Source organism: Streptomyces sp. NPDC025833, assembly GCF_055558055.1.
Genome location: NZ_JBVHNF010000007.1, coordinates 294,106 through 311,347, shown reverse-complemented (window position 1 = coordinate 311,347; position 17,242 = coordinate 294,106). Strand labels below are relative to the sequence as shown.

The window sequence follows — 17,242 nt, the reverse complement described above, 5'->3', positions numbered from 1 at the left end:
TCAGGACAGCCACTTCTTCCACACCGCGGGGTGGCTGTCCACCCACCGCTTCGCCGCCTCCTGCGGGCTGAGCTTCTGCTCGGCGATCATCAGGGAGACCTCGTTCTGGTCTTCTCCTGGTCGGGGTGGCCCCAGTCCTCCAGGAGGGCGTCCACCCGGCCCTGGCTGAGCGCGTCCCAGGCGGGCGGCGGACGGGACCGGCACGCCCCGGAAACGACGAAGTCCCCTCCCGCCTGTGCGGGAGGGGACTTCGTACGCGGAGCGCCGGGCAGGCCTTGCACCTGCATTTCCCCGCAGGAAGCGGGGCGTCTTTCCTTGGACCACCAACGCATCACCTGGTGCCGGTTTCCCGGCGGCCGGTGCGAGATCAACTATAGCGCACCGGCGCCGGGGTCACACCACGTCAGGTTCAGAGGAGGCCGAGACCGCGGACCGCCTCGCGCTCCTCCGCCAGCTCCTTGACGGAGGCGTCGATGCGGGCGCGCGAGAACTCGTTGATCTCCAGGCCCTGGACGATCTCGTACGAGCCGTTCTTCGTGGTGACCGGGAAGGAGGAGATCAGGCCCTCCGGGACGCCGTAGGAGCCGTCCGAGGGGATGCCCATGGAGGTCCAGTCGCCCTCGGCGGTGCCGTTGACCCACGTGTACACGTGGTCGATGGCGGCGTTGGCGGCGGAGGCGGCGGAGGACGCGCCACGGGCCTCGATGATCGCCGCACCGCGCTTGGCGACGGTCGGGATGAAGTCCTCGGCCAGCCACTTCTCGTCGTTCACGGTCTCGGCGGCGTTCTTGCCGGCGACGGTGGCGTGGAAGATGTCCGGGTACTGGGTGGCGGAGTGGTTGCCCCAGATGGTCAGGCGCTTGATGTCGGCGACCGTCGAGCCCGTCTTCTTCGCCAGCTGGGTCAGGGCGCGGTTGTGGTCCAGGCGGGTCATCGCGGTGAAGCGCTCGGCCGGGACGTCCGGCGCGGCGGCCTGCGCGATGAGCGCGTTGGTGTTGGCCGGGTTGCCGACGACGAGCACCTTGATGTCGTCCGCGGCGTGGTCGTTGATGGCCTTGCCCTGCGGCTTGAAGATGCCGCCGTTGGCCTCCAGCAGGTCGCCGCGCTCCATGCCCTTGGTGCGCGGACGGGCGCCCACCAGCAGGGCCACGTTGGCGCCGTCGAAGGCGACGTTCGGGTCGTCGCTGATCTCGATGCCCTGGAGCAGCGGGAAGGCGCAGTCGTCCAGCTCCATGGCCGTGCCCTCGGCGGCCTTGAGGGCCGGGGTGATCTCCAGCAGGCGCAGCTTGACCGGCACGTCCGCGCCGAGCAGCTGGCCGGAGGCGATGCGGAAGAGCAGGGCGTAACCGATCTGGCCGGCCGCGCCGGTGACGGTGACGTTCACGGGAGTGCGGGTCATGGCGTTCTCCGTATGACAGCTGGCGGTGGGGCGTCCCTGCCCCGGACGGATGATCGATCTCTTGGCGTCAAGAGAGATCCAGCGGTCAGGCTATCGCGCATCCGCGATACGGGACGTCCGGGGCCGTGTGGCTCACCCCACAAGAGGATCAGCGGGGACCGCCGGGACGTGCGGCGACGTATCGGCGGGCGGCACCGGGAGGCGGCCGCCCGTCGTCCGGGAGAGGGAGGGGACGGAGACGGCCGCCGTTGGGGGGTACCGGTGTACCGGACTCCCGTGGGGGTACGGTTCGCGTGCCCACGATCCGGCCCGCCAAGCGTGCGTTCCGGGATTTTTCCCTCCCCCGGTCCCCGCCTCGCGCTCCCCGCCCCGCTCTCACTCGGTGCAGCCGGTCGGACCTGCCACGAGCGTGGCGCAGGCCCTGGCCAGCGCCGGGTCGCGCACGACGACCATCGGGGTGTACCCGATCGTGTCCCCAACGGCGGTGATGTCGCCCGTCTGCCGCTCCCCGCCCACGGTGACCCGTACGGTGTCGCCCGGCGAACCGCCGGTGATCCGGCCCCAGGCCGTGCCGCACGTCTTGCTGTAGCGGACCTCCAGGGTGGTGGTGCCGACGGTGGCGGTCTTGGCCGTGGACACCAGGTCGCCGCTGCACCCCATCGCCTCGGCGTCCTTGCCCGCGCAGGACTTCCCGGTGCACTTGACGCCGGGCGGCAGGCTCGTGGGGGTCCGCGCCGACGGGGAGGGCGACGCGGTGGCGCCGGCGGCCCGCCCGTCGCCGCCCCGGTGGGTCAGGTAGAAGACGCCGCCGATGAGGGCGAGCACGCCGAACAGGCCCACGCAGAACATCGTCACCTGCTGGCGGCGCGCGGACCACCGCTCGGCCGGCCCGGGGCGCGGGGCGGCGGGTACGGCGTCGGTACCGGCCGTACCGGACGGGCCGGGGGCGGGGACGGCGGGACGGGCGCCGGTTCCGGCGCCGGGGGCGGCGGGGCCGAACGGGCTGCCGACGGGGCCGGCGGGGATGCCGACGGGGCCGGCGGGGATGCCGATCGGGCCGGCGGGGGTGCCGGTGGGGCCGGAAGGGCCGTTGGGGGCGCCGGTACGGGCGCCGGTGGCGCGGGCGGGGCCGAAGCGGGCGCCGCTCGGGCCCGGGGGCGCGCCGGTGGGGCCGGAGGAGGCACCGGTGGGGCCGTAGGAGCCGGTGGGGCCGTACAGGCCGGTGGCACCGGCGGGACCGTAGAGGCCGGTGGGGCCGGTGGCGCCGGTGGGGCCGTTCGGGCGGGTGCCGGTCCGGGACGGCCCCCGGTAACCGGCCAGTCCCCAGGAGTTCTTGACGGGCAGGCCCGCATCGCCGTCCGCCGGGCCGTCGTCCTCGGCGCTGCCCGCGTCGTCGCCCGGACCGCTGTCATGGGCGCTGTCCGGGGCGTCGCCCCCCGGGGCCGCCGGACGGGCGGGGGGCGCCGGCGGGGCACCGGCGGGGCCCGTGCCCCCCGGTGCCGCCGCGGCCCCTCCCCCGCGCCGGCCGGCCGGTCCGGCGCCCTGCTCCGGGACCGCCCCGGCCTCACCGTCCACGGCCCGCGTCCGCGCGACGCGGAGGGCGTCCCTGGTGCTGTCGTGCCGCATCTCCGAGCGGTGCCAGGCGCGTTCGGCCAGCTCCCACAGGGTCGTCAGCTGGCCGGCCTCGGCGCCGGTGGCCTCGGCGAGCGCGATGACCGCGCCCTTGGGAGCGAGCAACTCGCCGCCCAGGTACCGCTCCCACGACGTCCTGCTGTAACCCGTCCGGTCGGCCAGTGCCGCGATGCCCAGCCCGCCGCGGTCCACGAGTTGCCGCAGCCGGCCGGTGAACTCCTTGATCTGCGGGTCCAGATCCTCCGGCAGGGCTTTCCAACGAGGCATGGGTTTCCCCCTCTTCCCCCGGTCGTGCTGTCGATCCCGCGCAGGTTCCCCGGCCACCCACGGGGATGCGCTGACCAAGGATTACAGGTCCCGGGGCGGGGTGCACACGCCCGGCACGGCGCGGGGCCGCCGCGGCACCGGGAGGGGGTACGGCGGCCGGCCCGCGCCCCAGGGGGAGGCGCGGGCCGACTGCCGTACCGCGTGCGCTACTTGGTGAGCGTGAAGTGCAGGATGTCCTTGAGGAACGTCAGCTTCAGCAGGGGATCGGGCTGGATCATCAGCGCCAGCAGGCAGATCACCAGACCGAGGGCGCCGTAGGTGACGATGTCCGTGAAGCGGGACCGCACGGCGAGCATGCCGACGCTCGGCAGCAGCCAGCGCAGTACGGCGCCGCCCAGCAGCGCGACCCCGATGAGCAGGGTGCCCGGCCGGAACGAGTCCAGCGCGGTCACCAGCAGGCCGACCGCCACCAGGCCGGTGACGGCGAGCATCGGCCACTGCCGGGCGGGCGCCGGGGCGCCGCCGGCCGCGGCCCGGCCGCCGCCCTCGGGCCGGGCGGTGTCCCGCGTGAACAGCGGGAAGCGGCGGGTGACGCGGCGCGCGCGCCCCTCGGCGTCGGGGGCGCTGACGGCGTCGCGCACGGTGGGCTCCGCGTGCCCGCGGGTGTCCTCAGCCGGCACTGCGCTCCGCCGCCTCGACCACGTTGACCAGCAGCTGCGCCCGGGTCATCGGGCCGACGCCGCCGGGGTTGGGGGAGATCCAGCCGGCCACCTCGGTGACGTCCGGGTGGACGTCACCGACGATCTTGCCCTCGGCGTTGCGGGAGACGCCGACGTCCAGTACGGCCGCGCCCGGCTTGACGTCCTCGGCGCGGATCAGGTGCGGGGAGCCGGCCGCCGCGACGATGATGTCGGCCCGCTTCAGGTGGCCGGCGAGGTCGCGGGTGCCGGTGTGGCACTGGGTGACGGTGGCGTTCTCGCTGCGCCGGGTGAGCAGCAGCGGCATCGGGCGGCCGATGGTGACCCCCCGGCCGACGACCACGACCTCCGCGCCCTTGATCTCCACGCCGTGCGCGCGCAGCAGGCTGATGATGCCGTTGGGGGTGCAGGGCAGCGGGGCGGGCTCGTTGAGCACCAGGCGGCCGAGGTTCATCGGGTGCAGGCCGTCGGCGTCCTTGGCCGGGTCCATCAGCTCCAGGATGCGGTTCTCGTCGATGCCCCTGGGCAGCGGGAGCTGGACGATGTAGCCGGTGCAGGCGGGGTCCTCGTTCAGCTCGCGGACGACCGCCTCGATCTCCTCCTGGGTGGCCGTGCCCGGCAGCTCCCGCTGGATGGAGGCGATGCCCACCTGGGCGCAGTCGCGGTGCTTGCCCGCGACGTACTTCTGGCTGCCGGGGTCGTCCCCGACCAGGATCGTGCCGAGGCCGGGCGTGACGCCCTTCTCCTTCAGCGCCGCCACGCGGGCGGTCAGATCGGACTTGATCGCGGCTGCGGTGGCCTTGCCATCGAGAATCTGGGCGGTCATGGTCCCATCCTCGCGGATGAACCGGCCCTGGTTCCAATCCGGTCCCCGCGGACGAACCGGCCCCGGTTCCGATCCGGTCCCCGCGGATGAACCGGCCCCGGTTCCCATCCGGGTGTCACGGCTTGATCAGTGATGTTGCACTTGCACAACGCCTGGCGTATCCGGCTGGACAAGTAAGAGCATGCTAAAGAACGATGAGCGGACAGTGCCGCGGACAGTGCCGGGGGGACGGACCGCATCTGTAGAACTCTCCTCCGAACCGTGCCGCGTGTCGTCCCCGCACTTGAGCAACGCAACGGAGGAAGACCGCCATGAGCTTTGGCGACCCGAACAACCCCTACGGCGCGCCGCAGGGTCAGCAGCCCGGCTACCCGCCGCAGCCGCCACAGGGCCAGCCCGGCTACGGCTACCCCGCCGCCCCCCAGGGCCAGGCCGGCTACGGCTACCCGGCCGCCCCGCCGCTCGGGCAGCCCGGCTACGGCGTGCCGATGGAGATGCCGGGCCTGATGAAGACCGCCCGGGTGCTGCTGTTCATCCTGGCCGGCTTCCAGCTCCTGTTCGGTCTGCTCGTGGGCTCCGTCATCGGTGCCGCCCAGGACGTGTCCAACGGGGTCGGCTCCGGCGACAGCACCGGCGGGCTGGCCGGGCTCGGCTTCCTCATCGCGGCGCTGCTGGTGGGTCTGGGCGCGCTGTCGATCTTCCTGGGCGTGAAGTTCAAGAACGGCGGAAACGGCATCCGCGTCACCACGATCGTCTACTCGGCGCTGATGATCCTCGGCGGCATCGGCAACGTCGTGAACGGCGCCAACGGCTCTGGCACCTTCGGCGGCCTGATCTCGCTGGCCGTGGCGGGCATCATCCTCGCGTCGATGGTCAGCGGCTCGGCCTCGGCCTGGTTCAACCGCCCGCGGTACTGAACCGCCGGCGCACCCGGCACTCGGGGGCCGTGTCCCGTCCGCCCGGACGGGACACGGCCCCTCGTCGTCTCCGCGGGCCCCGTGCGCCGCGGCGGGATCACTGGTCCACGCAGGCCAGGACGGCCGGCACCCGGTGGTTGTCGGAGTCCGCCTGGAGGAGGCCGAGTTCGGTGAAGATGTCGCCGATGTGCTTGGCGACGGCCTTCTCCGTGCTGAACAGGCCCTGCGCGATGCCCGCGTCGGAACGGCCCTGCGCCGAGTTCCAGCACCTCGCGCTCGCGGGCGCAGAGGCTGCCGACGGCCACGGCGCGCGCCTTGCGGAGCCGCAGCCGGGCGACGGCCTCGGGGTCGAGGGCGGTGCCGCCGGACGGCGTCCGGGAACCGGGCGCCGTCGGTGACGCGGTCCTTCAGCAGGTGGCCGACGCCCCGCCCGCCGCTGCCGAGCAACGCGCGGGCGTGGAGCGGCTCGACGTACCGGGAGAGCAGCGGCACCGGCAGGCCGGGTTTCTCCCGGCGCGCGGCCAGGACGGCGCGCGGCCCCTCGTCGGTGAAGGCCGGCGGGAGCCGGACGTCGGCGACCGCGGCGTCCGGGCGGCACGTGCCGAGCGCGGATCAGCCCGTCCCTCAGCAGGACGTGGTCCTCGGTGAGGACAATGCGCACGGGTCTCCATCGTCACCGTGCCCATGCGACTCGCTCCCCCTCGGTGCGCACCCCGCCGGGTCGTTCGGTCCTCGTTGCGGCGGGGCGGTGGGGGCGGAGCCGGTGGGAAGAACTCACCTCTCGCACGCCGCGCGGACGGCTCCGCCCCGGACACACGTGTGGTCCCGCCCGTCGGACGACGGGCGGGACCACACGGGATGCCGCCACGGGGCCGGTGGCCGCCGGATCAGTGGAAGAAGTGCCGCGTGCCGGTGAAGTACATCGTCACGCCCGCCTTCGTGGCGGCCTCCACGACCTGCTCGTCCCGGATCGAGCCGCCCGGCTGGACGATCGCCCGGACACCGGCCGCGATGAGGATCTCGGGGCCGTCGGGGAAGGGGAAGAAGGCGTCGGAGGCCGCGAAGGCGCCCCGGGCCCGCTCCTCGCCGGCCCGCTCGACGGCCAGCTTGCAGGAGTCGACGCGGTTGACCTGGCCCATGCCGACGCCGACCGAGGCGCCGTCCTTGGCGAGCAGGATCGCGTTGGACTTGACCGCGCGGCACGCCTTCCAGGCGAAGGCCAGCTCCGCCAGCTCCTCGCCGGTGAGCGCCTCGCCGCTGGCCAGCGTCCAGGAGGCCGGGTCGTCGCCCTCGGCCTGGAGCCGGTCGGCGGCCTGGAGCAGCGCACCGCCGTCGATCGGCTTGATCTCGACCGGCTGGGCCGGGGCGTCGGGACAGCGCAGCACGCGGATGTTCTTCTTCTTGGTGAGGGCCTCCAGCGCGCCCTCCTCGTAGTCCGGCGCCACGATGACCTCGGTGAAGATCTCCGCGACCTGCTCGGCCATCTCCTTGCTGACCGGCCGGTTCACGGCGATCACGCCGCCGAACGCGGACAGCGGGTCACAGGCGTGCGCCTTGCGGTGCGCCTCGGCGACGTCCGCGCCGATCGCGATGCCGCAGGGGTTGGCGTGCTTGATGACGGCGACGCAGGGCTCGGCGTGGTCGTACGCGGCACGGCGGGCGGCGTCCGTGTCCGTGTAGTTGTTGTACGACATCTCCTTGCCGTGGAGCTGCTCCGCCGCCGCGAGCCCGCCCTCGCCGGAGGTGTAGAGGGCGGCGGGCTGGTGCGGGTTCTCGCCGTAGCGCAGGGTGTGCGCGCGCTCCAGGGTGGTGCCGACGAACTCCGGGAACGCCGACTCGTCCGCCGGGGCGTACGCGGAGGCGAACCAGGAGGCGACGGCGATGTCGTACTCGGCGGTGTGCCGGAACGCCTCGGCCGCCAGGCGCTTGCGGGCCGCGAGGTCGAACCCGCCGTCCTGCACCGCGGCGAGGACGTCGGCGTACCGCCCGGGGCTCGTCACCACGGCCACGGACGGGTGGTTCTTGGCCGCGGCGCGGACCATCGAAGGGCCGCCGATGTCGATCTGCTCCACGCACTCGTCGGGCGAGGCGCCGGAGGCGACGGTCTCCCGGAACGGGTAGAGGTTGACGACGACCAGGTCGAACGGCTCCACGCCCAGCTCGGCGAGCTGCTCGCGGTGGCTGTCCAGGCGCAGGTCGGCGAGGATGCCCGCGTGCACCTTGGGGTGCAGGGTCTTCACCCGGCCGTCCAGGCACTCGGGGAAGCCGGTCAGCTCCTCGACCTTGGTGACGGGGACGCCGGCGGCGGCGATCCGGCCGGCCGTGGACCCGGTGGAGACCAGCTCCACACCGGCCTCGTGCAGCCCGCGGGCCAGCTCCTCCAGGCCGGTCTTGTCGTACACGCTGACGAGTGCGCGACGGATGGCCCGCTTGTTGCTCTCGGCGGTCACTGGATAACTACCTTTCGTCCCTCGATGCGATAGCCGTTGCGGGCGAGCCGCCCCACGACCTCGACGAGCAGCCTTCGCTCGACTTCCTTGATGCGCTCGTGCAGCGCGCTCTCGTCGTCCTCGTCCCGGACCTCGACCACGCCCTGGGCGATGATCGGCCCGGTGTCGACACCGTCGTCGACGAAGTGGACGGTGCAGCCGGTGACCCTGGCGCCGTACGCGAGCGCGTCGCGGACGCCGTGGGCGCCGGGAAAACTGGGGAGCAGGGCGGGATGGGTGTTGACGAAGCGCCCGCCGAAGCGGCTCAGGAACTCCTTGCCCACGATCTTCATGAAGCCCGCGGAGACGACGAGGTCGGGCTCGTACCCGGCCACGGCCGCGGCGAGGGCGGCGTCCCACTCCTCGCGGGAGGCGTGGTCCTTCACCCTGCACACGAAGGTCGGGATCCCGGCGCGTTCGGCGCGGGCCAGCCCCTCGATACCGGTACGGTCGGCGCCGACGGCCACGATCTCGGCGCCGTACGCCTCGGCGCCGAGGGCGGCGATCTCGTCCAGCAGCGCCTGGAGATTGGTGCCGGAGCCGGATACCAGCACGACGAGGCGCCTGGCTGCCGGGCCGGCGGAGGTGGCGGCCACCATGGGGCCCTTTCTCGGGTTTGCGGTGCGTGTACGGCCGACTTGTGCCATCGTACGAATGCCTCGCTCCCCCGTTTACGGGGAAGTCTACGAAGCGGCCGACCGCCAGCAACGATACCGGCACTGCGTGAGGGCCCCTCGGGACGGGTGGCGGCCCGGCAGGTAGCGTTCGCAAGGAATCACGGAAGAGCAACCCCGGGAACGCGGTCGTCGTGCGGTGCGTTCACGGGGTGGACGCTCACGTCTGACGGCCGTAGTCACCTAGGGGAAGACGCTCTTTTGATGCCCGATCGCAGCCTGCGACTCCTCACGTTCCCGCCGCGCCCGGCCCAGGGGGGCGAGAGTGGCGCCGCGCTGCTGCGCGAACGTCCGACCCCGCCCCCGGCGCGGACGCCCCGGGGCGGACCCGACGGCTCCGGTCAGGGCGGCACCGGTCAGGGCGGCTCCGGCCAGGAGGGCACCGGCCAGGGCGGCTCCGGCCAGGAGGGCACCGGCCAGGGCGGCTCCGCGAACGGCGGCCCGGGCGGGGGCGGTTCCGGCACGGGAGGTTCCGGGCAGGACGGCTCCGGGCGGGACGGCGGGTCGCGGGACGGGAATCCGTTCGCGCCGCCGCCGGAGGGCGCGCCGGACCGGCCGTGGCAGCCGCGGCACCCCGGCGGCCCGTCCGGACATGAGCACGGTCCCGGGCACGGCCCGGGCTGGGGCGCTCCGGGACAGGGGCAGGCCGGCCCCGGTCAGGGCCCGGGCCACGCCCCCGGGCAGGGGCCCGGGGGCGTGGCCGGACCCACCGGCCAGGGGCCCGGTGGCGGTTCGCCGTGGGGCGGCCAGTGGAGCGACCGGCAGCCGGGCCGCTCCCCCGGCGGCTTCGGCGAGCGGCCGGGCGGCGGACCGCAGGGCGGCCCCGGTGGCGGACCGGCCGGCCCCGGCACGCGCTGGGACCCGACGGACCCGGCCCAGCGCCGCGCGCGGTACGCCCTGCTCTGCGGCATGTGGTCGGTGTTCTTCGTGCTGTTCAGCTGGCCGTACGTGGCCCTGCTGCTCGGCGCCCTGGCCCTGTACTGGGGCGGCAGCGCGCTGCGCACCACGCCGCGCCGCCCCGCTCCGGACGCCCCGGACACCCCGGCGGCCACCACCGGACGGCCCCAGCGGACGGCGGCCGTCAGCGGCCTGGTCACCGGGGGCCTCGCCCTCGTCCTGGTCGCGTCGACCTTCACCGTCCAGCTCGCCTACCGCGACTACTACACGTGCGTCGACGACGCCCTCACCCACGAGGCCAAGCAGTCCTGCGAGACCCTGCTGCCGCACGAACTGCGCGGTCTCCTGGGGTCGCAGAACGACTGACGCCCCTCACCCGGCGGAGTCCGGCCGGGGCTCCGCAGGCGGGCCGGAGTGCGGCCCGGGCCGGGCCTCCGGTCGGGCTCCGGGGGACGGCCGGGGGACGGCGCCGGGCTCGTCGGGGGCCGCGGCCCGCCTGAGGGCCGCCCAGCGGGAGGCCCGCGCGCCGTCGTCGTGCCAGTCCCCCGGGAACGGCTCGGTGAACGGCGACGGGAACGGGTCCTCGGCGGGCACGAGGTCGTACAGCTCCTCCTCCGCGGCCTCGGCCGCGTCGGCGAAGGCCGCCGTCCGCCCGGACCCGTAAGCCCGCCCCCCGGGCAGCGCCGCCCCGCCCTGACGCGGCTCCTTCCCGGAACCGGCGTCCCCGCCCGTGCCCGCGGCCCGTCCGGCGGTGCGGCCGTACCCGCCCGCGCCTTCGCCGCCGGTCCCGCAGCCCTGCGCCCGCGGCCCGCCGGCCGTCGCCTGCGCACCGGCACCGGCCGCTCCCGGCCCGCTCCGCGGCCCCGCCCCCGTGGCGGGCGCCGGCACCCCCGCCCGTACCCCGGGTGACGGCGGCACGGCCGCCTGCCCGCCCTTCGGCCCCGCCGCTGCCGCCGCCTGCGCCTCCTGCTCCGGGACCGCGCCACCGCCGCGCGCGCGTCGGCGCAGCAGCCGCCAAACCCGCGCGATCAGCGCCACCGGCAGGGCGAACACCAGGGTCCAGGCCCCGGCCGCGCCCCCGGTCAGCCACCACTGCGGGCCGAGGCGGGCCAGCGCGGCGACGCCCAGGGCGCCGCCCGCCAGCAGGCCGAGCACGGCGAGCGACACCGCGCAGGCCACCGCCGTCAGCAGGACCACCCCCGCGGTCCGCAGGGCCGACCAGCGGGCCCGCGCCCGCTCCCCGGGCTCCGCCGGCGCCACGGCCGCGCGCGCCACGAACCACCCCGCCGTCACCCCGGCCGCCGCCGGCACCAGCCCCGCCACCCAGTGCTGGGGCGTACCGGCACCCGGGTCCGGCACCGCGGCCAGCAGCGGGAACGCCGGCAGCACCGGGGCGGGGTGGGACGCGAACGGGCCGACCAGGTGCCCCGCGCCGAGGAGGAAGCCGGGGCCGAGCGCGTAGGATGCCGCCCACACCGCGGCGTTGGGGATCAGCGCGACGCCGAGCAGCAGCACGGCGCACCGGCCCGTCCAGCCCACCGTCAGGTGCAGGAAGGACTCCCGCGCCGCAGCGCCGTGCCACACCAGTGACACCGCGGTCAGCAGGGCCCCGCCCCCGCAGAGCACCGCCGTCGCGGCAGCGGCCGCCCGTACGGCCGCGACCAGCCGGGCCCACTCGTCCGGGCCGGACGCCCAGCGCCGCACCGGTTCCGGCAGCACCGTCAGCGCGTTCAGCAGGGGTTCGCGCGCGTACCCGTAGGCCGACCAGACCCCGGTACCGGCCGCGGTGGCCGCAACGAGCGGCAGACACACCGTCAGCCAGCCCCAGTGGGGCCTCGGTTCACCATCGGAGCAATAGACCCCCGCGGCGATTCCGACACCCAGATAGCCGACGAGCACGCCCGTCCACGCGGTGCGCGCCGGCACCGGCGGCGGGGCGTCCGGCTCGGCGGACGCGTCGGCGGCGTCCCGCGCCGCCCGGTACAGCAGCCACACCGGCAGCGCGAACAGCAGCAGCGGGGTGATGCCGACGGGCATGGGAGCGCCGGAGAGGGTGTTGCCGCGGACCAGTTCCACACCGTGCGCCAGCAGCCACAACGCCGCGGTGACGCGCAGCGCCCCGTCCGGTCCGCTGTCCGGGTACGGCGAGCTGACCCACAGCATCATGACGAGCACGGCGAGGCAGCCGAGGCCCAGTCCGGCCGCCACGGCGCCGTTCAGCACGCTCGCGCCGAACCCGGGCGGGCGGTCGCGCAGCCGGGAGCGCAGGGACGACAACGACGGGGGGCGAGCGGTCATCCGGGTCACGCCGCCATGCTCCCAACGACACGCGCCTTCCGGCTGTAACGGGCGAACCTCCGAAGTGTCGCCCAATATATGTTTATGTTCTTTTTCGCACGAAAGGACGCATGGTGACGACGACGCAGAACCCTGCCAGCCCGCCACCGCCACCGGGCGGACGCCTGCGTCTGCGCCGGTCACGTCCGTTGACGAACGATCAGAAGCCGCTTCCACGGGCGGACTCGGCCACCGGCCCCCGGCAACCGGGGCGCCCCGCCGCCGCCTCCGACCGCGCCCGGACCCTGACGCCCGATCAGGCCTTCGACGCGCTGTACGCGTTCTGCGCCCCCGCCCTCGCCCGCCAGGCCTATCTGCTCACCGGGCGGCGGGAACTGGCCCGCGAGGCCGTGGAGCGCGCCTTCCAGCTCGCCTGGCAGCGCTGGCCGGAGGTGGCCCTGGACCGGGACCCGGCCGGCTGGGTGCGGGCGGCGGCGTACGACTGCGCGCTCTCCCCCTGGCACCGCCTCCGGCCCCGCCACCGGTCCCCGGAGCCCCCGCCCGCCGCCCCCGCCGACCGGGAACTGCTGCGCGCGCTGCTGACGCTGCCGCCGTCGTACCGGCGCACGCTCGTCCTGTACGACGGTGTGGGGCTGGACCTGCCGGAGACGGCGGCGGAGACGGAGGCCAGCACGCCGGCCGCGGCGAACCGGCTGATGCGTGCGCGGGAGGCGGTGGCCGCGCGGGTGCCGGAGCTGGCGGATCCGGCCGCGCTCCACCGCCGGCTGCTCGAACTGGCCTCGTCCGAGCGGCTGAGCCCGGCCCGCCCGCCGGCCGTCCGGACCGGCGGCGAACGCCGGAACGTCTTCTGGACCCGGGCGGCCATCGCGTTCACGGTGACGATCATCGGCGCGACGACGCTCACGCTGCGGACCGCGCCGACCCGGTACGAGGCACCGGTGGCCCCGGCGCGAGCGGTGCACGGCGTGCCGCCCCCCGCGGGGCTGGGACCGCTGTCCCGGGAGGAGCAGGCGCTGCGCGCGAAGCTGCGCCGGTCGGCGGCGAGCGGTCCGGAGAGGCTCGCCCCGGACACCAGGTGAGCGCTCCCGGCACGGCCGTGAACGCGGGCAGGCCCGCTCCCCCACCAGGGGAACGGGCCTGCCTGACGGTCGGACCTGGCGTCGAGACGCCCAGGCGCCCCGGATCCCGGACGCTCAGGCGCTGAGGATCTCGCGGGCGAGCTTCGCCGTCTCGGTCGGGGTCTTGCCGACCTTGACGCCCGCTGCCTCCAGGGCCTCCTTCTTGGCCTGTGCGGTGCCGGAGGAGCCGGAGACGATGGCGCCGGCGTGACCCATGGTCTTGCCCTCGGGCGCGGTGAAGCCCGCGACGTAGCCGACGACCGGCTTGGTCACGTTCTCCTTGATGAACGCCGCGGCACGCTCCTCGGCGTCGCCGCCGATCTCACCGATCATCACGATGAGGTCGGTCTCGGGGTCGTCCTGGAACGCCGCGAGCGCGTCGATGTGCGTGGTGCCGATGATCGGGTCGCCACCGATGCCGACGGCGGTGGAGAAGCCGATGTCGCGCAGCTCGTACATCATCTGGTACGTCAGCGTGCCGGACTTCGACACCAGGCCGATGCGGCCCGGCTTGGTGATGTCGCCCGGGATGATGCCGACGTTCGACTGGCCCGGGGTGATGATGCCGGGGCAGTTCGGGCCGATGATGCGGGTCTTGTTGCCCTTCTTGCCGGCGTACGCCCAGAAGGCGGCCGTGTCGTGCACGGCGATGCCCTCGGTGATCACGACGGCCAGCGGGATCTCGGCGTCGATGGCCTCGACGACCGCGTCCTTGGTGAACTTCTCCGGCACGAAGATGACGGAGACGTCGGCGCCGGTCTTCTCGATGGCCTCCTTGACGGTGCCGAAGACGGGTACCTCGGTGCCGTCGAAGTCCACGGTCTGACCCGCCTTGCGCGGGTTCACGCCGCCCACGACGTTGGTGCCGTCACCGAGCATGAGCTTCGTGTGCTTCATGCCGGTGGCACCGGTCATGCCCTGGACGATGACCTTGCTGTCCTTGTTGAGCCAGATAGCCATGGTGTGTTGGTGTCCTCGTCCTGAGTGCTTACTTGGCGGCGTGGGCCAGCTCGGCGGCCTTGTCGGCCGCGCCGTCCATGGTGTCGACGCGCTGCACCAGCGGGTGGTTGGCGTCGGTGAGGATCTGCCGGCCCAGCTCGGCGTTGTTGCCGTCGAGGCGGACGACGAGCGGCTTGGAGACGTTCTCGCCGCGGTCCTCCAGGAGCTTCAGGGCCTGCACGATGCCGTTGGCGACCTCGTCGCAGGCGGTGATGCCACCGAAGACGTTCACGAAGACGGACTTGACGTCCGGGTCGCCCAGGATGATCTCCAGGCCGTTCGCCATGACCTGGGCGGAGGCGCCACCGCCGATGTCCAGGAAGTTGGCGGGCTTGACGTTGCCGTGGTTCTCACCGGCGTACGCGACGACGTCCAGGGTGCTCATGACGAGCCCGGCGCCGTTGCCGATGATGCCGACCTCACCGTCGAGCTTGACGTAGTTGAGGTTCTTCTCCTTGGCGGCGGCCTCGAGCGGGTTGGCCGCGGCCTTGTCGTGGAGCTCCTCGTACTCGGGGTGGCGGAACTCGGCGTTGTCGTCGAGCGACACCTTGCCGTCGAGGGCGATGACCTCGCCGGAGGCGACCTTCGCGAGCGGGTTGACCTCGACGAGGAGGGCGTCCGACTTGATGAAGGTGTCCCAGAGCGTGACCAGGACGTTCGCGACCTTGTCCGCGACCTCGGCCGGGAACTTGGCGGCCGCGACGATCTCGCGGGCCTTGGCCTCGTCCACACCGTCGATCGGGTCGATCGGCGTCTTGGCGACGGCCTCCGGACGGGTGGCCGCCACCTCCTCGATCTCCATGCCGCCCTCGACGGAGGCGATGGAGAGGAAGGTGCGGTTGGCGCGGTCGAGGAGGAAGGAGACGTAGTACTCCTCGACGATCTCCGGAGCGGTCTCGGCGATCATCACCTTGTGGACCGTGTGGCCCTTGATGTCCATGCCGAGGATGTCCGTCGCACGGGCGACGGCCTCGTCCGCGGAGGCGGCCAGCTTGACGCCACCGGCCTTGCCGCGGCCACCGACCTTCACCTGCGCCTTGACGACGGACTTGCCGCCCAGCCGCTCGGTGATCGCGCGCGCCGCCTCAGGCGTGTCGATGACTTCACCGGCCAGCACCGGTACATCGTGCTTGGCGAAGAGGTCCCTCGCCTGGTACTCGAACAGGTCCACGCGCTTCCGTCCCTATCAGTGATCTCGCGGTTCGTTGGATGCGTGGGCGTGCCGCGAAGGGCAACGTGACGTCCGCTGTGTCACAAGGGAAGCGCACACGGTGTCCGAGCGCGCGGCATGTCCGTCTCGCAGGTTATCGCCGCTTGCGGGGGCTCCCTAAATCGAGGGTCACACCTCAGCGGTGATACCTGTCACATGATGCCGGAATCCCTGGCACAGCGTGCCGTCCCGTGAGTGCCGCCGCAGGTCCACGGGGCCGGGTGCGGACGCAGGCCCACGGAACCGGGTGCGGGCACAGGCCCACGGGGGCCGGGTGCGGGCACAGGCCCGACGGGCGCCGCACGGTCGGGGCACGGGCCTCACCGGGCTGGGGTTGACCCGGTGAGACCCCGGCTCCCCCGGGCCGGCGGGCCCGGGGCCGGGGCGCTGGGTCCCCACCCCAATGGGGACCACGGGCCCCTCCGCAAGGCTCCACCCGGACGTGCCGACGGTGTTCGGCCGCCCGGCGAGGCACACCCCGTGGAGCTGTCCGCACCACGCGTTCCGGATACCGGGTGCCCTCGCCGGGCCGTTGTCACGCCCGCCGGGTCACGCCGTCTCCGGTATCGGCAGGGGCCGTTTCTCCAGCGCCGCGGCCATCACCTCGGGGAACAGGTCGGGCGTGCAGGCGAAGGCCGGCGCGCCGAGCGCGGCGAGAGCCGCCGCGTGTTCCCGGTCGTACGCGGGCGCCCCCTCGTCCGACAGCGCGAGCAGCGACACGAACTGCACCCCCGACGCCTTCATCGCCGCGACCCGCTTGAGCATCTCGTCGCGGATACCGCCTTCGTAGAGGTCGCTGATCAGCACGACGACGGTCTCGCCCGGCCGGGTGATCCGGCCCTGGCAGTAGGCGAGCGCCCGGTTGATGTCCGTGCCGCCGCCGAGCTGGGTGCCGAAGAGCACGTCGACGGGGTCGTCCAGCTGGTCGGTGAGGTCGACGACCGCGGTGTCGAAGACGACCAGCCGGGTGCTGAGGGACCGCATGGAGGCGAGGACCGCCCCGAACACCGACGCGTACACCACGGACGCCGCCATCGACCCGGACTGGTCGACGCAGAGCACGACCTCCTTCCGCACCGACCGCGCGGCCCGCCCGTGGCCGACCAGCCGTTCCGGCACGACCGTGCGGTACTCGGGCAGGTAGTGCCTGAGGTTGGCCGCGATGGTCCGGTGCCAGTCGATGTCGTGGTGGCGCGGGCGCCGGATGCGCATGCTGCGGTCCAGGGCGCCGGTGAGGGTGGCCCGGGTGCGGGTGGCGAGCCGCTTCTCCAGTTCCCCGACCACCTTGCGCACGACCGCGCGTGCCGTCTCCCGCGTCGTCTCGGGCATCGCCTTGTGCAGCGAGAGCAGCGTGCCGACCAGGTGCACGTCGGCCTCCACCGCCTCCAGCATCTCCGGCTCCAGCAGCAGGGAGGCGAGGCCGAGCCGGTCGATGGCGTCGCGCTGCATGACCTGGACGACGGAGGACGGGAAGTAGTCGCGGATGTCCCCGAGCCAGCGCGCCACGGACGGCGCCGAGGACCCGAGTCCCGCCGAGCGGTCCCCGCCCGGCCGCGCCCGGTCGCCCCGGCCGTACAGGGCGGCGAGCGCGCCGTCCATCGCCGCGTCCCGGCCGGACAGCGTGCATCCGGTGCCGTCGGCCTGGTCCCCGCCGAGCACCAGCCGCCAGCGCCGCAGCCGCTCCGACGCGGGATCGAGCGCCGGTCCTGGTGCCGGTGCGGGTGGCTGTGCCGGTACTGGTGCCGGTGCGGGTGTCTTCTGCGTCATGTGGCCACCCCCGTGGGACTTTCGTGGTCGGTGCCGCCGCCCGTCGCGCCG

The 17,242-nt window shown here is 74.1% G+C and carries 13 protein-coding genes and 2 pseudogenes; 3 read left to right on the top strand and 12 right to left on the bottom strand.

The window, feature by feature from the left end; all coding sequences use genetic code 11:
• From ACZ4K2_RS14850 to ACZ4K2_RS14830, 5 genes and pseudogenes are all read right to left on the bottom strand, one after another.
• A pseudogene (locus tag ACZ4K2_RS14850) lies at nt 1–114 on the bottom strand (glycine/betaine ABC transporter substrate-binding protein); the annotation flags it as partial.
• A gap of 295 nt (nt 115–409) precedes the next feature.
• Nucleotides 410–1,399 carry a malate dehydrogenase gene (locus tag ACZ4K2_RS14845; protein ID WP_467478078.1) on the bottom strand — a complete coding sequence of 330 codons (990 nt, stop codon included), beginning with the start codon at nt 1,397–1,399 and terminating at the stop codon, nt 410–412.
• A gap of 375 nt (nt 1,400–1,774) precedes the next feature.
• Nucleotides 1,775–3,298, bottom strand: coding sequence for a helix-turn-helix domain-containing protein (locus ACZ4K2_RS14840; protein WP_467478081.1), 1,524 nt, complete (start codon nt 3,296–3,298; stop codon nt 1,775–1,777).
• Between the two features lie 206 nt (nt 3,299–3,504).
• Complete coding sequence (locus ACZ4K2_RS14835) at nt 3,505–3,978, bottom strand: DUF3017 domain-containing protein (protein WP_467478083.1); 474 nt, start codon at nt 3,976–3,978, stop codon at nt 3,505–3,507.
• Nucleotides 3,968–4,822, bottom strand: coding sequence for a bifunctional methylenetetrahydrofolate dehydrogenase/methenyltetrahydrofolate cyclohydrolase (locus tag ACZ4K2_RS14830; RefSeq protein WP_467478086.1), 855 nt, complete (start codon nt 4,820–4,822; stop codon nt 3,968–3,970). The genes ACZ4K2_RS14835 and ACZ4K2_RS14830 overlap by 11 nt, the downstream gene beginning before the upstream one ends.
• 311 nt (nt 4,823–5,133) lie before the next feature.
• On the opposite strand from ACZ4K2_RS14830, the gene ACZ4K2_RS14825 reads away from it, so the two are divergent.
• On the top strand, nt 5,134–5,739 hold the full coding sequence (locus tag ACZ4K2_RS14825; RefSeq protein ID WP_467478090.1) for a hypothetical protein: 606 nt from the start codon (nt 5,134–5,136) through the stop codon (nt 5,737–5,739).
• 97 nt (nt 5,740–5,836) lie between these two features.
• Here ACZ4K2_RS14825 and ACZ4K2_RS14820 read toward each other — a convergent pair.
• From ACZ4K2_RS14820 to purN, 3 genes and pseudogenes are all read right to left on the bottom strand, one after another.
• A pseudogene (locus tag ACZ4K2_RS14820) lies at nt 5,837–6,400 on the bottom strand (LuxR C-terminal-related transcriptional regulator).
• A gap of 226 nt (nt 6,401–6,626) precedes the next feature.
• On the bottom strand, nt 6,627–8,189 hold the full coding sequence (gene purH / locus ACZ4K2_RS14815; RefSeq protein WP_467478092.1) for a bifunctional phosphoribosylaminoimidazolecarboxamide formyltransferase/IMP cyclohydrolase: 1,563 nt from the start codon (nt 8,187–8,189) through the stop codon (nt 6,627–6,629).
• Nucleotides 8,186–8,827: a phosphoribosylglycinamide formyltransferase gene (purN, locus tag ACZ4K2_RS14810; RefSeq protein ID WP_467478095.1), complete on the bottom strand. Its 642-nt coding sequence runs from the start codon at nt 8,825–8,827 to the stop codon at nt 8,186–8,188. Before purN ends, purH begins: the two co-directional genes overlap by 4 nt.
• A gap of 279 nt (nt 8,828–9,106) precedes the next feature.
• Between purN and ACZ4K2_RS14805 the strand changes: the two genes are divergently transcribed.
• Nucleotides 9,107–10,165 carry a hypothetical protein gene (locus tag ACZ4K2_RS14805; protein WP_467478098.1) on the top strand — a complete coding sequence of 353 codons (1,059 nt, stop codon included), beginning with the start codon at nt 9,107–9,109 and terminating at the stop codon, nt 10,163–10,165.
• A 6-nt stretch (nt 10,166–10,171) separates the two neighbouring features.
• Here ACZ4K2_RS14805 and ACZ4K2_RS14800 read toward each other — a convergent pair whose 3' ends face one another.
• Nucleotides 10,172–12,097: a cell division protein PerM gene (locus ACZ4K2_RS14800; protein WP_467478285.1), complete on the bottom strand. Its 1,926-nt coding sequence runs from the start codon at nt 12,095–12,097 to the stop codon at nt 10,172–10,174.
• 188 nt (nt 12,098–12,285) lie between these two features.
• Here ACZ4K2_RS14800 and ACZ4K2_RS14795 point away from each other — a divergent pair, with 188 nt between their 5' ends.
• Nucleotides 12,286–13,176 carry an RNA polymerase sigma factor gene (locus tag ACZ4K2_RS14795; protein WP_467478102.1) on the top strand — a complete coding sequence of 297 codons (891 nt, stop codon included), beginning with the start codon at nt 12,286–12,288 and terminating at the stop codon, nt 13,174–13,176.
• Between the two features lie 114 nt (nt 13,177–13,290).
• Here the strand turns inward: ACZ4K2_RS14795 and sucD are convergent, their stop codons facing one another.
• The 3 genes from sucD to ACZ4K2_RS14780 form a co-directional block, all read right to left on the bottom strand.
• The gene (gene sucD, locus ACZ4K2_RS14790) at nt 13,291–14,175 is read right to left on the bottom strand and encodes a succinate--CoA ligase subunit alpha (RefSeq protein ID WP_467478105.1); all 885 of its coding nucleotides are present in this window, start codon (nt 14,173–14,175) and stop codon (nt 13,291–13,293) included.
• A gap of 28 nt (nt 14,176–14,203) precedes the next feature.
• Entirely contained in the window at nt 14,204–15,385 is a 1,182-nt protein-coding gene (gene sucC, locus ACZ4K2_RS14785) for an ADP-forming succinate--CoA ligase subunit beta (protein WP_467478107.1), read from the bottom strand.
• A 588-nt stretch (nt 15,386–15,973) separates the two neighbouring features.
• The gene (locus tag ACZ4K2_RS14780) at nt 15,974–17,191 is read right to left on the bottom strand and encodes a VWA domain-containing protein (RefSeq protein ID WP_467478110.1); all 1,218 of its coding nucleotides are present in this window, start codon (nt 17,189–17,191) and stop codon (nt 15,974–15,976) included.
• Between the last annotated feature and the right edge of the window lie 51 nt (nt 17,192–17,242).